Origin of the sequence: Aliivibrio sp. A6, assembly GCF_028765505.1 — a bacterium.
GTDB classification, from domain to species: Bacteria; Pseudomonadota; Gammaproteobacteria; order Enterobacterales; family Vibrionaceae; genus Aliivibrio; species Aliivibrio finisterrensis_A.
Genome location: NZ_JARACR010000016.1, coordinates 23,363 through 37,724 on the forward strand (window position 1 = coordinate 23,363; position 14,362 = coordinate 37,724).

General features: G+C 33.3%; 15 protein-coding genes. 4 read left to right on the top strand and 11 right to left on the bottom strand.

Features of this window, described 5'->3' with window-relative positions:
- Positions 1 to 12: 12 nt before the first annotated feature.
- Positions 13 to 1,143: a hypothetical protein gene (locus tag PVK70_RS10840; RefSeq protein WP_130043350.1), complete on the bottom strand. Its 1,131-nt coding sequence runs from the start codon at positions 1,141 to 1,143 to the stop codon at positions 13 to 15.
- A 124-nt stretch (positions 1,144 to 1,267) separates the two neighbouring features.
- Here PVK70_RS10840 and PVK70_RS10845 point away from each other — a divergent pair, with 124 nt between their 5' ends.
- Positions 1,268 to 1,588, top strand: a complete 321-nt coding sequence (locus tag PVK70_RS10845) for a hypothetical protein (RefSeq protein WP_130043349.1) — start codon at positions 1,268 to 1,270, stop codon at positions 1,586 to 1,588.
- Here PVK70_RS10845 and PVK70_RS10850 read toward each other — a convergent pair.
- The 6 genes from PVK70_RS10850 to PVK70_RS10875 all read right to left on the bottom strand — a co-directional run bounded on the left by PVK70_RS10850 (position 1,585) and on the right by PVK70_RS10875 (position 9,060).
- Positions 1,585 to 1,848 carry a hypothetical protein gene (locus tag PVK70_RS10850; RefSeq protein WP_130048238.1) on the bottom strand — a complete coding sequence of 88 codons (264 nt, stop codon included), beginning with the start codon at positions 1,846 to 1,848 and terminating at the stop codon, positions 1,585 to 1,587. The two genes, PVK70_RS10845 and PVK70_RS10850, sit on opposite strands and share 4 nt — an antisense overlap.
- Positions 1,849 to 1,938: 90 nt before the next feature.
- On the bottom strand, positions 1,939 to 2,448 hold the full coding sequence (locus tag PVK70_RS10855; protein ID WP_130048239.1) for a hypothetical protein: 510 nt from the start codon (positions 2,446 to 2,448) through the stop codon (positions 1,939 to 1,941).
- Between the two features lie 9 nt (positions 2,449 to 2,457).
- On the bottom strand, positions 2,458 to 4,845 hold the full coding sequence (locus tag PVK70_RS10860; protein WP_130048240.1) for a hypothetical protein: 2,388 nt from the start codon (positions 4,843 to 4,845) through the stop codon (positions 2,458 to 2,460).
- 146 nt (positions 4,846 to 4,991) lie between these two features.
- Positions 4,992 to 7,838 carry a hypothetical protein gene (locus PVK70_RS10865; RefSeq protein WP_130048241.1) on the bottom strand — a complete coding sequence of 949 codons (2,847 nt, stop codon included), beginning with the start codon at positions 7,836 to 7,838 and terminating at the stop codon, positions 4,992 to 4,994.
- Between the two features lie 107 nt (positions 7,839 to 7,945).
- Positions 7,946 to 8,455: a hypothetical protein gene (locus PVK70_RS10870; protein ID WP_130048242.1), complete on the bottom strand. Its 510-nt coding sequence runs from the start codon at positions 8,453 to 8,455 to the stop codon at positions 7,946 to 7,948.
- Positions 8,456 to 8,604: 149 nt separating this feature from the next.
- A complete protein-coding gene (locus PVK70_RS10875; protein ID WP_274441436.1) occupies positions 8,605 to 9,060 on the bottom strand; it encodes a hypothetical protein in 456 nt (151 codons plus the stop codon).
- Between the two features lie 253 nt (positions 9,061 to 9,313).
- Here PVK70_RS10875 and PVK70_RS10880 point away from each other — a divergent pair, with 253 nt between their 5' ends.
- The 3 genes from PVK70_RS10880 to PVK70_RS10890 all read left to right on the top strand — a co-directional run bounded on the left by PVK70_RS10880 (position 9,314) and on the right by PVK70_RS10890 (position 11,464).
- Positions 9,314 to 9,553: a hypothetical protein gene (locus PVK70_RS10880; protein ID WP_130048244.1), complete on the top strand. Its 240-nt coding sequence runs from the start codon at positions 9,314 to 9,316 to the stop codon at positions 9,551 to 9,553.
- A complete protein-coding gene (locus PVK70_RS10885) occupies positions 9,550 to 9,987 on the top strand; it encodes a hypothetical protein (RefSeq protein ID WP_130043341.1) in 438 nt (145 codons plus the stop codon). Before PVK70_RS10880 ends, PVK70_RS10885 begins: the two co-directional genes overlap by 4 nt.
- Positions 9,988 to 10,162: 175 nt before the next feature.
- Positions 10,163 to 11,464, top strand: coding sequence for a zincin-like metallopeptidase domain-containing protein (locus PVK70_RS10890; RefSeq protein ID WP_130048245.1), 1,302 nt, complete (start codon positions 10,163 to 10,165; stop codon positions 11,462 to 11,464).
- Between the two features lie 428 nt (positions 11,465 to 11,892).
- On the opposite strand, the gene PVK70_RS10895 is transcribed toward PVK70_RS10890, so the two are convergent.
- From PVK70_RS10895 to PVK70_RS10910, 4 genes are all read right to left on the bottom strand, one after another.
- Positions 11,893 to 12,345, bottom strand: coding sequence for a hypothetical protein (locus PVK70_RS10895; protein WP_130043339.1), 453 nt, complete (start codon positions 12,343 to 12,345; stop codon positions 11,893 to 11,895).
- 61 nt (positions 12,346 to 12,406) lie between these two features.
- Positions 12,407 to 12,934 carry a hypothetical protein gene (locus tag PVK70_RS10900; protein WP_274441437.1) on the bottom strand — a complete coding sequence of 176 codons (528 nt, stop codon included), beginning with the start codon at positions 12,932 to 12,934 and terminating at the stop codon, positions 12,407 to 12,409.
- A 168-nt stretch (positions 12,935 to 13,102) separates the two neighbouring features.
- On the bottom strand, positions 13,103 to 13,846 hold the full coding sequence (locus PVK70_RS10905; protein ID WP_130043337.1) for a hypothetical protein: 744 nt from the start codon (positions 13,844 to 13,846) through the stop codon (positions 13,103 to 13,105).
- An 82-nt stretch (positions 13,847 to 13,928) separates the two neighbouring features.
- Positions 13,929 to 14,345, bottom strand: a complete 417-nt coding sequence (locus PVK70_RS10910) for a hypothetical protein (RefSeq protein ID WP_130043336.1) — start codon at positions 14,343 to 14,345, stop codon at positions 13,929 to 13,931.
- Positions 14,346 to 14,362 lie beyond the last annotated feature (17 nt).

Genomic DNA, 14,362 nt, shown 5'->3' on the forward strand with positions numbered 1-14,362 from the left:
TTTGCAAAAGTGCTATTTTGCCTTGTTTAGTTTGAAATGCTCATCAATCCCGTAGTAGATAGCTTGCACGTAAAACTTAGTGATAAAAGCAGAATACAGCACAGCCAATTTATTCACATCTACAACATTCAAATAGAACTTAATGTCATCATTGTAGTCAAGAAAACCGTGATCGATTGCTGTCAATACAAGCTTCTTATTCTGATCAGCTTTCTGCATTAACTCATCTTCGTGATTAAAGAGAACGCTTTGAAGCGGTTTCAGATGATCGACTATGCACTGATTGATGAAAGTAAAAGCGTCTTTGTTTTGAATCTTTTCACGAATTCTATTTGATATGAATTTCTGTAATGCAAATTCGTTGCTCAACGGCTCTATGCGACTTCCAGAAGATAGCGTTAAGCCATTGGCTAAAAACTCATTAAAATGCTCAAATACAGGCATATAAGAGCTTCTGTAAGCTTTACCGTAGAGCTTGTTTATGAACAAGATGATGAATAGTAAAGCCTCTTCTTCAATTTCAACAGTGTCAGTCTCGACAAGCGTATTTTTAAACGTCAAATGCACAGTGTCTATCAATCCATCTCGTTTAGAGTGAGACAGAACTAATCGCTTGTCATAGACTGGTTTCAGCATATCTCTAACACGAACTAAATCAGTGTTTGAGATAATCCCAGAGCGATAAAGTGCATTAAACAACACCTCATCAACTTTCAGTATTATTTTAAAAGGCGTTATGCGCTTCTTAGTTTCTGTATCTGCTGGATTAAAGGTTATGATGGTTAGCGGATCAACTTCATCTTTTTCATTAGGCTTGCTAACACCAAAGCTTGGTGTTTCGTCTGATTCAAAATCATCTAATGACTCTTCAAATGACACATCAATTTCACTCACAGGGAAATCATTAGTGTTGAATTGTTTCTCATCTTCAAAAACAATTTCTTTACCAAGACTTTGATGTAAAAACCTCTTGAAATTGTTTTTCTTTTCTTCCTTTTCATTATGTTCATAGTTATCAAAAGCCACAGGTAGTTTTTTCACAACAACCACATCACCTTTATCAACCAATTCGACATCTTTAATATTAGTTAAAGCAGAGTCATTTTCTACAAAATCTAAAAATTCTTGTACTGTCCTTATCATTTTTATTCCTTATTTTTAAATGTTATACAATTATAGACATAACATTTTATTAAATAAGTTCAAGCAGTCAGCTTGTAGAAACTCTATTTCATGGTATTTAATAGTTATGGAATGGAGATTTTTTATGAGTGAAGATTTAAGAAAAAAACAAATAAAACTAACATATACAATTTTCAAGAACTTGAAAGATGAAGAGTATAAGTTTTGTTTTGAGTCAGAGATAAAAGAGAGAGGCTTTACATTGTCTGATTTTGAAGAGCATTTCGCACATCACAGGCAGCTATTGTCAGTGATAAAAACAAAGCAATACAGACAGTTGCAGATCATACCTGATTTGAGTGTTTATGATAAAAATATCAGATATTTAAGAGACTTACATAGAGTAGTCGTGAACAACGTTGAGTTATCTCAACGTCTTCGATCTGGTGATTTTGACTGGTGTTAGTCGTTGAATGATGGACTGACAAAAGAAAGGACATTTCTTAGCATTTGTTCATTCATAATCCAGCGAGGAAGCTCTTCTTTAACAGCAGATTTAAGCCAAATATTGGCTTTAAAAAACAATCCTGACTCTTGAATAGAGTAGACAAAAGCAGGTTCACCACTATCATCATTTAGTGGGAAAAACGAGATTGATTCATCATCAATGACAAGTTCAATATTTCTTCTTGAAGCAAAGTTAATCGTTGTTTTTGATACTTTCATTCTTACAATCCCAATCGTTTAATTTATAGTATTATTTTATCAGGACCTACGACTTTCACAATTATACAAATAAAGAAAAACCAAAGTTTTTCACTTCGGTTTTTTTCCTTTTAATTTTCTTCTTTTCACTTTATGTTTATACTCAACAAGCTCTTCAACGATTCTTACACACAGTTCAAATAACTCTAAAACGTGTTCTTTTTCGTTAATCCTTATCAAGAGTTGTTTAACGTCATTTAGCTCAATTTCAGTCAAATCACGCTGATCGTAAACAGCATTGATTAAGCAAAGCTTGTATGACCTTTTAATCAGACTTTCTTTGTATAAAGTAAGTATCACAGGCTTTTGCAACTGCATTAATCGTGAGTGAATTTCTTTGCTCATTTCCCTGTTGCAAGTCTCATCAATAAACACCGTCAGATCATTAGCACAAGCCGTAAGAGCTTGTGATAGAGCAGTCTGAAAAGTATCAGACTGTTTAAGCTCTGCTATAAAACCATCATAAGTATTATAGTGCTGTGGACTATCAAACTTATCTAAAAACAGATGATGAAAGAAGCTTAGTGTTGCTTGTTGCGAGTCGTTTAATTCTCTATTCATAACAACCTCTTACAGCGTATTCACTGCTTTTTCTATCTCGACTTGATTCTGTTTCAAGAACTTAACAACAACGAATATCGAAAAGATTGCATACATCAAAAACTGAAAAATGTTTAAGAAGAAATTCTCGATTGACACAAACTCAAACGAGTAGTTATACATCAAGTCATCAACAAAACTCATAATCAAAATGTCTAAGAAATCAAAGCTCATCAGCATAGTTACTGTATAGATAGCTAATAATATTAACTGCTTAAAAAAGGCGATAACAAGATTTCGAGCTGACCCGTATTCATTAATTACAGCTATCACAAACGAAATTGGTGATATTTGAATCATAGTTATGATTTTCACGACAGTAGCAAGTAAGCGAGTGATCAAGATAAAAGGCACTGCAAGAACAATCACGAACAACGCAATGCCAAACCAAATCATTTTCCAGCCAATGTCAGAGATTATGTTGTTTAAATCGCTGTTAAGTTGCGGATCGCTAATCATCAGGCTAATAATGATTTTTGAACTAATCAAAGCTTCAACCGTCCCATCAAATTGATACGGAGTGTTTAAAAATGGTTTGTCAGTCAGATACATAACAGATCCAGCACTTAACACTTTTGCAGTATTCATCGACTTCGTAAACTTGCTATTTTTACCAACTTCAAGACCGTCTTTTTTGCCTTTGCTATGCGATAAATTAGTCATTTCACTTAACAAAACAAGTTTAGAACCACCTTGCAAAAACCCACTTCCAGCTTTAAGTATTTCAGACGTTATTGAAGTGCAGCGAAACCCGTTTTTAACTTGTGATGAATGAATAGCGCAAGTCGCTAAACGCTTAAAAGGTTGTGCAATGTCATCAGCTACATACGTGTTTAAGACTTTTTCAAAATCAGTATCAATATCAACTTTCGTCAGTGATACAAGATTGCTTACCAATGCGTTAATGTGCTCAGAGTAGTTTGTTGAAGTTGTCTCAAATTCAAACTCTCCAATTGATTCTTTTCCAACACTCAAATCTTTAAAGTCTCTCGTTTTTGCAGAAGAAGAGTCATAACCCCTTGTAGTGATTAGTTTGAATGTCTTATCACTTGCGTCAAAGTTATCGCCTATTGTCCTTGCCAGTGGCGATACCGCACCAGCTTTTATATTCCTTACAAAATCCTTATGACCAGCAAAGTTAGCAGCTTGTGCGCAAGCGTAATAACCACCTTCACAAGTGCTTTTAGCTTTATCGATGATTTGATCGACACTGTATGAATAGTTCTCTATCTCAGTGCCGAAATACATAGCAAAACCCTTGTTTAGCTCAGTGTTTGAGAAGACTTGCGTTTCATAGTCATAGAAAGGATTCTGATAGTGTTTAGCTATGAAGTTTTTTGAGCCACACAGGGCGGCCACATCAAGAAAGTTATTGAACGTTATGGTGTCCATCGCTTCTGGTAAGTCTTTGTATATCGAATCACAGTAAGTCGTATAATCCCTACTGTAAGCAACTTCAACATCACTCAAAATCGTGTCAAAGATACTTGCTGTTGATTGTCTATGCTTACCCACATCAACACCTTCAAGAGCTTTTTTCACCTTCGCAGCGTGTTCAAATAAGTCAGTAAAATGCGCTATTGCATAAGCTTCTTCTTTGGCTTGTAAATCAATGCCAATCTCAGAAACTTGGTTGTTTAAAATCTCGTTTGATTGAAGCGACAAGCTAACAATTTCACCCCCAATCATAACGTTTGTTTTATAAAATCCTTGGTCTTTAACAACCGTTATTTTCTCTGACTCTTTATCAAAATCAGCTTGTAGCATTAGGTTTGTGATAGCGTAATAGTCATCGTAAAACGCAACTGGATCAGCTAATTTAAAGTCAGGTATATCAACGGGTTTATCAAAATCTTGTTCACCTATGGAATCTACGAAGTAGAAGAATTTTAAGGCAATTTGCTCACCTACAAACACCACGATAGGTTTTTGATAACCTGGGCTGCCATTCTTACCAGCTACATAAATCCCAAACTTAGGCGTAATCAACGCTAAAACGATAAGCAAGCTAACGAACTGAAACCCATCACCGATTCTATCTCTGTCATTAAATGCGTAGGCTAACAGCCCTTTGATTAAAAAAGTGCCTAAAAACAGAGGTATAATCGCAATTGCAATGTATTGAGCAAAAGTTATATTCATTCCATAACTGTTTTGTGCGTTTGTTGGCAAGAACGTAGTTCCAGCAGATTCACCGCCTTTTAACTCAGTAAACAAATTGAAAATGTGCTTTGTTGAATCGTCTACGAAGTTGCCATTTGCGTTAGAAAATCCAACAAACAGAATCATAACTAAGATGATTAAGTAGCTGATTTTTAACTTTAAACTCCTTTTGTTTTTTGTTTTTAATTGTTTCATGTAAAATTTCCTTTTTATCTCATAATCTGTATAACACGGATTAGAAAAAAGAAAAGTTTTCAACAAGTTATGATTTTCAAAATCACTTTAAAAAGGGCAAAAAAAAGACCTCCAAAGAGATCTTTTTAGTGAAAAATAATCAGTAGTTATTTTCTTAGTTTTTCATTCAACGATTTAGTGAATCTATTGAATTGAGCTGTTCCACCGACTATCGCTATATCAAAAGTTCTTTTGTTTTGCTCATACGCATCGTCAGCAGTTGTTTTCTTCAAAGAGACATCATCAAGCGCATCAGTCAATCTCATCATGTGAGAACCAATATTAATCAAATAATAGATAGTTCCACCAAGCAAAATCAGCCCTGTCATATTGTCTAAAAATAGTCCAATAAACTGTTCAAAAAAGCTATCGTGTCCCGATGTAGCAGTGAAATTCAACGATAAAAAGTCAAACACAACTGGTAAAAAGTTAATCACCAAATCAGTAACATACAACAGTGTTGCAAGTGCTAAAAATCCAGTCGTAGCAAGCATATACGGAGAGGCCAAAATCAATGCAATTTTACCCAACGCTTTTACGTGATGAGTAGAATCAGTGCTTAAAAAATACATTTGAGCTACTACGTAAGCGATCAAGAACGGGTATAGCTTTAACTCAAACACAATAGACAATTGAGTAATGTGATTTACGCTTTGAGCAAATAATTCTGGTAGTTGCATTAGCAAGCCAAATATGAAAAATACAAATCCAGCTTTCATCGATAAACCACCTAAGAAGTTAGCCGTTGTGCTTGTAGCGTCTAACGTTTTAGCAGTGATATTTTTAAGCACAGCAGCTTTATTTTTCTTACCCGTTTTGATTTTTTTCTTGCCAGTGTTTTGATCAAGCATCGCTTTTGCAATCGCAGACGTAATGCTTGATGAAGCTATTGTAGTTAAACCACCTACAACGGCTTTACCACCATTTATCAGAAGCGCATTTTGAACATCGTGATAAGTCTGATTCCCTTGTCCTTTGCTTGCGTTAATCTGACAATCTAAAAGCTCTTGTGAAGTGGTTGTAGAGTCTTTAACACAGTAAAGCTTCATCATTTCGTTATTCAGACCTTGAATTTCATCAAGAATGTTCGATTCAGCAGATTCTAACGCTGTTCCACTTTGCTCAACATCAACAGAATCAACCTGATACTTATCTTTTAATAAGACACTACCGAAGCTATTAGACTTAGCGACAAGCTCCACAGCTTTACTCAGATCGAATGAATACATATCAGCCATTTTATCAACAGTATAAAGATTATAGTGTGGCTCACTCTCTAAATCAGATCTTGTTTGAAAATATGGTAATGACTTTGACGTATCGAAAATATTCAAAGATGCGCTACTACTGAACAAATGTTGATATTCACCATTACCTGTTTTAAGGACTTTCCAGAACTTGTTGAAGCTCTTAAAACCTTCGTTGTATAACTCAACTAAACGCTCTTCAACATCGTAAATCTCGTGGATTTGCTCATAGAAAGCTTGGTTAACTACATCATATTGATTTGCCAGTTCATCAACAGCACTGTTAAAAATCGCTTGTGCTTGGTTTTCGTAATACTCAATATCATTTAACATCACTTCTTTATCAGAACCATCAATTTGATAGACCTTATCTGAAATTAACTGAACTGAATCGCCCTTGTTGAAAGTTAAACAGTGATAATCAAACATCACGTTAGTCTGTAAATACTCATCAAAATCATTCTTTGCTTTTTGAACGATTTGACTATTCAAAGCACACATTTTCTTGTTTGAAAATTCATAGTGTTTATCTGCAAGTGATAACCAGTGATCAAGACTACTTCTTTCAAACGCAATTGGTTTGCCTTTATCATTAAACTGCACATAACCAACTAACAGACCTTTTTGATACTCGTTTCTGTAAGCGATAAGAAGTTGAGATTTTCTGTTCTTAGTCAATTCTGATTTAGTTTGATAGATAGAAAAATTACCATTTAAAGTATCCCAACCAGCTTTATAATCTTTTGAACCAACAGCTTTAAACACAGTTTCGCTGAACTTCACTTCACGCATTAACTCACCCAACTCGTGAGAGTATTCATTCTGACTGTAAACAAGAGAGCTACACCCATCAGCATTCACCATTGTCAAAGTCGGAAATGAAGCTCTATCGTGGTAATAAAGCTTGAAACCTCGATGTTTCTTGTCTTCAAGCATTGGAAAGTAAGCATCGTTTTTCTTGTTGTAATAGTCGATAGCTGCTTTCTGATCTTCAAATTCACGAGAAGCAAGATCACGAGCACCAATTTCATACTTTCTATTGTTTGATAAACAAGTGTTAGTATCGAATAGCGAAACAAGCTCCAATTCTGCTTGTGTGCGTGAGTTCTTCACTTGATAATTGTGATCACTTTGAGCTTCATCAATCAGGAAACTCATTAGATTCTTTGATAAACCATTTGCATAACTCACCGCAGCTTGATTTTGCGTGATTTGGAATTGTGGTGAAGCATAATGAAGACCAGCAATCGTAGTCGCTATGGTTAAGCAAAATGCACTTTTTTTAAGACTAAACTTCTGTTGGTCTTTGTCATTAGCTAATCGTCTAACAACGACTGTCAGAATCGACAACACCGCCAACGTTGAAAAGACTGTCAAAAACACAGCAAAGTTCTTATATAGCTTATGACTGAACTTTGTAGTGTCATTTAGCTTTGATTGAAGAGCATTTTTTGAAGCAGCTTGATCAGCGTCTATATGCTGATTCTCTTCAAAATACTTGTTAAGCGGATTATCATTAGTATCGTGAAAAGTGTCGATAAGACTGATTGTTTTGTCTTTTGATTTACAAATAGAAAAGTGTTCAGAGAAAGACATTTTCTCTATGGTTTTCATACCTCCATCTAACTCAACACAAGCTTCATCGCTTGGTTCTTGACAACCAGACAGCATAATAATGCTTAAAAATATTAGTATTAATTGTTTCATTCCTTTTTCTCCTTCATATACTATTACTAATATCATTTAAAGAAAAAGAGACAAGAGTTATACTAAAAAAAGAATAAGCAATATTTTACAACATTGCTTATTTTTCTTTATTTTGAGGGATAATCTTTGTGTTTAACATTTAATACAATTGCGTATTTCATCAGCATAGCAAGAGAAAAAGAATCAAAGGTTTTTGAAGTGCATAGACAACCGATTCTTGATTGTGTCGTATTAAAATGATTCGCTATGTATTGTTGAGATACATTTAAGCTTCTGATCTTTTCTACAATGCGATTACCAAGAATAATTTTATACATATCAATTGCATTTTGACTATCAGTAAGAGTCATAGTTTTGTAATGAAAAACAGAAATTTTGTATCTCAACACATTGCTGAATGAAAATTTCGATATATCATTCCTTGAATGATTTATCATTTTACTCAAATGTGGCTGTTTACCGTTGATGAAATTACATAACTGGATCTGATTAACTTTTATTTTCTTGAACTTAGATTCAATACGTTTTAGCTCTTTGATTTTATACTTTAAAACCTGCTTTTCTGCCTCTTTGATTGTTGTTGAAAACTTGTAGTAATTATTGATTTTATTTCTCATTTCTATTCTCCTTGTTATACAGACACGAATATAACAATTAAAAAATAAGTCAATTAAAAGCATAAAAAATAAAACTCACAGAATAAAAAAAGCCAGTGTCAAGCTGGCTTTTCTTATGTCATTTTATTCTGTCTATTTATCATTATTATTTACATCGTTTTGATTTTAAGAGTAGTTAACTTGATGTTGTTGATAGTAGCTAAAACCCCATCTCTTGAATGTTTATTAGCTTTGATAATCAGTTCATTATCAGGAGTAAGACCAAAATAAACAGTGTCATTACCTCTCATCGCTATTACTTTCTTAACGTGCATTTCCAGCGTTTTTACGTGCGTTTCAATTGCTTTATATGTGAACCCCTGCGCGATAAGATTAACATGTCTTTGATCTGCTTCTCTTTTCATTAACGCATATTCTTTTTGAGATAATAGAGCCGCTTTAATCTCTTCAAGCGCAAAAGCTTGTTTATCGTCAGTAATAAAAGTGATAGTTGTGTTTGTAAATGCAGGTTGATTAACGATACTTGCATAGTAAAACATAGTATCTTTTAACGTTTCAGTCTTTGTTTTTCTTGCTGTGATTTTTCTATAAGTTTCTTTAAACATAATTTCTATTTCCTTTTTTAATTGTTTTATTTTTTATATGACAAGTTGTTGTTTTGTCATACCTTTATTAATCCATATTTTAAAAATATGTCAAATCAAAAACAGCAAGTTTTAACCCTTCAAAGTCCAAAGAAAACCTTGTTTAATATAGCTAATGTCATTTTTCCAATTTTTGCAAAAGTGCATAATCTTACGAAAAATTGAATAAAAACTATTTTGTAGTATATCTATTAATAACAAAGGAGATTAAATAATGGATTACGAAAAAGAATACAACACAAAAACAAAACGTCAGTTAATTAGCAGATTAGAAAACAGTCGCAAAGTTGTGATTAACAGTTTGAATAACAATCCTGATTTTGACGCTTGGAAATACTTAGTAGATGTGCTTGAAAGTTGCTATATGAATAACCCGAAAGTTATAACTATTGAAGAGTGCCATAAAATTATTTGGGAAATTAAAGAAGATTTAAACATAGAGGTAAAAAAATGAATAATGAATATGAGTTAAAAATTGAAAGATACAAATTCGTAGAATCGTCAGAGACATTGTTTAAAAAAGTCTATGAAGACTTCAAAGACGAATACAGCTATCAAGATTTTAGAGATAGATTCTACACCAAGTATAAAGAACACTATAAATCAGGAATCGCAATTCTACGATTTGATGAGAATGTCATAACAGACTGCACATTTACTCTTGATTGTGGCTATCACGTTTACAGATTTAATGGTGTATCAAATGGTAATACTGCTTTTGAAGGTAGTGATGAGTTTGATTTTGAGGATTTAGAAACATACACAGATAATCTTACTGATTATCTATCAAGTGGTTTTGATGTTTTTCTTAGAATTGTTGATGAAGAAAAGTATTTTGATGAGACTGAATATCTATATTTCAAACCAGAAGACTTTAAAGAGTATTAAAATACTAAGCTGACTATAATTTTTAGTCAGTTTTTTTACGTCTATTTTTCAAGATTATCAAATCATTTTTCTTTTACTTAAACAACAAAAAATCCTTACCATTTTTCATTCTATTCAATTTTTTCATTTTCATGATATGACAAAAGTATGGTCATTAAAAAATGGAGAAACAATTATGGCAAGAAAAACGTATAGAAATAAAAGTGGGAAACGCACATATAGCAAAGAAGACGCTAAAAAGAAAAACTCAGAAGCATTAGAACTGATTGAAACTCAATTAGCTAAATTCATCGGATCAGATGCAACGGAAAAACCCGATTGGGAAAGTTATATTCATTCAACCGAGCTAAATGTGCCACCAAGAAAGCTTGTAATGGAAGCTGGCGAACATCAAGTAGAACAGTTCAATGTAATCCAGTTCGCTCAGGTTGAAGCTGATATGCACGAAGGAAAAATAGAAGTTAACGTGCCAGTATTTGCAACGTTCAAGCACTTAAACGAGCTTCTAACGAGCTGTAAAGATGAGTTTCGTTTAGACAATGCGCCACAAGGTTTTGATCCAGATAAACCGATGAAAGGCAAAATAGCCAAAGCTGCAGTTATCTCTTCTTTTGCTACTGCTTGGGACACAGAAGAGAAAAAATCACTAACTGGTAAAGATCTTTACAAGCGTATAGATGAGCTTCAAAAGCGTGGATTATCAAGAGAAGAAATGCACGAGATTCTGACTAACTTTCAGACTAAAACCCGTCAATGGCAATACTTTGCTATTGAAGATTTTAAAGACATTCTGCCAGAACGAATTATTGATTCGATTCCAGAGTTTGCAGCGTATGAAAAGTTAAAATCTAAACAAATGACACCAGAGCGTGTAAACCTTGAAGCGAGGATTGACGCTGAAATTGTTAAAATTGCTATGACTACTGAATATGAGCAAATCGACTTTGTTGAAAAAGACTTAAATACAGCACATTGCGTAACAGCCCAAGATAGAAGCCGTTCGACTGTCTTTATGGCAGAAAGAAGCAAGTATATGTCTGATATTCACTATTGCTCTACAATGCTACACGAATTTGTTCATGCAACTCAAAGTATCGATAAGCGCAAGTTAGATTCTAAACGTGTTGATGGTTTAGCAGTTAAAGAAGAGATACTTACTGAACTATCAGCGACTATGATTATGAAAAAGCTTGGCTACGATAACATCAACAAACACGCAGGACTTTTAAAATACTTGTCGAATAATGATCTAACACAACTTCAAAAAATGGCTAAGAAAGCTGATACGGTTTACCCAGTTGTCTATCAAGCTTATGAAAAATACAACACACAAGAGCTTCGTCAAGAGCTTAGAGAGCGATTTGAAGCAGAAGACAAGCAAAGGCTTGAAGTTGTCAAAGAAAAGCAGCCAGAAGCCGTTGAAGCCACTGTTGCAGAGGCAGAGAAGCCAACTCGCAGAAGGAATAGAAGACCATAAATGAAAAGCACTCGTTAGAGTGTTTTTTAGTGTCAAAAAAGCCGATGCGTGATCAGCGCCTCAGCTCGTTTGTTTTAACTCTAAAAATATAGTTGTTTGTTATAGTAAGAATCGATACTTACAACTTCCATGATGAACATGGCTATTCTCTGTTGAAATACATAACTATTTTTAGAACTTCATTGCGTATAAAACAACTAAATCTATACTCTTTTAGATATAACATTTTAATAATACTTGTCAAACAAATGATTTAAATTTTGTTCGAGTTCGTAAAAAAGAAGAGTTAGAAAACCCTTCTTTTTAGTATTATTCTCTTATTGGCTCAATGATACTATTTATCAAAATTTCATAATTTTTAATTGATAAACCAGAACTAAAACAGTCTTTATAAATATGTAATTTTGCTATCGATAGTCGAAGAAGCTCTAATTTATAAACATTTGTTGCTTATCGCTTGATGAAAGCGGTGTCCAGAACATCAAAACATCATACAAAACTGCTAATTTTTGGATATTTGTCCAAGCGTCAATCACTCTCATAGCATCATCAATATCAGTAATAGTGTAGCTCGACTCATATATGAAACTTTGATAAAACTCAGAAGACATATTGTTGATTGTTTGAATCAATCCATCTTTTGCGATTTTATGATTTATGCAATAGCCGTTGTAAGCCGTGTAGAATTGATCTTTTAGCTCTTGTGTATAGTCATCTGGTAGAGCTTCACTTGCTACTAAAAGCAGAGATTGAGACATAATATCAATCGCTTGCGATAACTTCACATCATTCTGATTTTTCGCTTGAAACAGCACAGACGCATTGTTTAATAGATTTTTGTTAACGCTTACTGAATGTTTAGTTTTTACTTGTTTAGTCATTTTGAAAACTCCTCTTTGTTATAGTTTTTATGGAAAAAAAGGGAACGTATTCCCTTTTTTATTAGATATGTTTAAGTAAAGTCTTCACTGATTTGCAGTTGTAATACTGCAATACTTTTGCAACGTATTTTTTAGTTCGACAAGCATTCAATTCAGAATATGGAAAAGCTCTTGATGGTGCTCTACAACTGATTAGGTGTGAATTATCAGCATAAAATTTATTTGCTTTTGTCATACCAGAAGGGTAAACCTCACTATTTTTAAGCATTTCGTATACTTTATTGACTATGTTTTTTTGTCTCTGATTTAGCTTTAAAAATGGTAATAGAGTGTATCTTACAAGTGGTTTTCCGTGAAAATTCATCACCGCTTTTAAAATCACTTCTTTCTGTTCGTCTGAAAATATTGAATTATCATCTATATTAGAAACTAATTCATTATTCTCATTTAACTCAATAGTGATGTATTCATAACCTGAAAGTTCATCAATTGTATAGTCAACACGAAACTCAACAACCTCAAATGATGCATTTCCATTTGTATTAATTCTTTTGTTTATTTCTTTTATCTCTATAATTTTCATATTCATTACCTCTTTAAATTATTGTTTTCTTATTATTTGTTATTCCATACATTTTCACTTTGTCAATAATTTTGTAGCACTTTTTTTAATATAATTTTCAAAATCCACATTTAAAGGGATTTAATCAATCATAAAAAAGTAATACTTTTTTATTTATCTGATTTTTTAGAAGCTTTAAACTTCACCTGTCGAAAGGTAGTGATTAAATGCTCGAACGGATTGAAAAGAGTTCATAAGCAACTTTCCTTCAATGTGCTCAGGGGAAGATAATGCACGTTTTACAACATCGTTAGTGATCAAACTACGCTCAGTACAACCTATGATTTTCGTTTTATTGGTTATGCCTTGTGTCGCAAAATCATTCCATTCTTTAATCACATCGTGGTTATAATTCAGATAGAAAGTAGAGAATTTGTTGTGAAACATTTGAGTGTATTCTTGCTGTATCACTGCAACTTTACTAACGTAAGAATCTAAGTCATTCATCAAGATTTTTATGTGTTTATCATTACTCTGGTTAGATAGTTCTTTTTGCAAAGCGAGGGTTGTTGCACCAGTGCCAGAAGCTATATCACCAACATAATACTCACCTTTTTCAACACATAGCATTTGAGCGACTGAATCTGCTATTGAAGTTGGCGTTAAGTGCTGGCAATACTTAGACTTACTGCTGTTTTTAAGAGCGTAGATTTTACCCATCACTTCACCTAAAACATCACGGTAAGGGTGCTTTTTTAGCTCATTTAGATATGCAGTGGTGATCTTTGATACTGACTCTGAATACTCAGAATATTTAGACTCAACTACCCAAGCATTGACGAACACATATTGCATTTCTACGAAAATTTCAAACATTCTTTGTTGCTTGATATCGTGTTGATGTGCTTCTTCATCTATAACTTTTAATACTTTTCTCATAGAATATCCTTTTTAAGTGGTTATGTTTAAAAGCTATCATTGATAACTCTTAAACTTAACCACTGGCGGTTAAGTTGGAGCATTACAAATAAACAATATCAACACCGTTATTTTTCATTTGTTCTATCTGTTTTGAAAACCAAATCTCATCTTTTATGCATTCAGCTATATGTTGTAAATCTTTATCTTTTATCGACCTGATAATCTTGCTTGATACTTCTGAATCAGATATTGCAGACAGTTCGACAATCCCAATTAACAAAAATATGTCAGTATCAATCTGTTTAGCATTATGCTGTTTGCAAAAGCTTTTAGCTTGATTCTTTTTGACAAAATAAAACCCATTGTTAATTTCAGTATGCGTCCAGCAATACTTATCTGTTGATGCTTTTTTCAGATAGTATTTAAGCTCATCTTGATCGATTAGTAGATTCATTAGAGATTCTAATTCTCTATTTTCGTTAAAGATTGCGTTGTATTGTTCAATTTGTGTATTCATATTATATTTCTCTATTG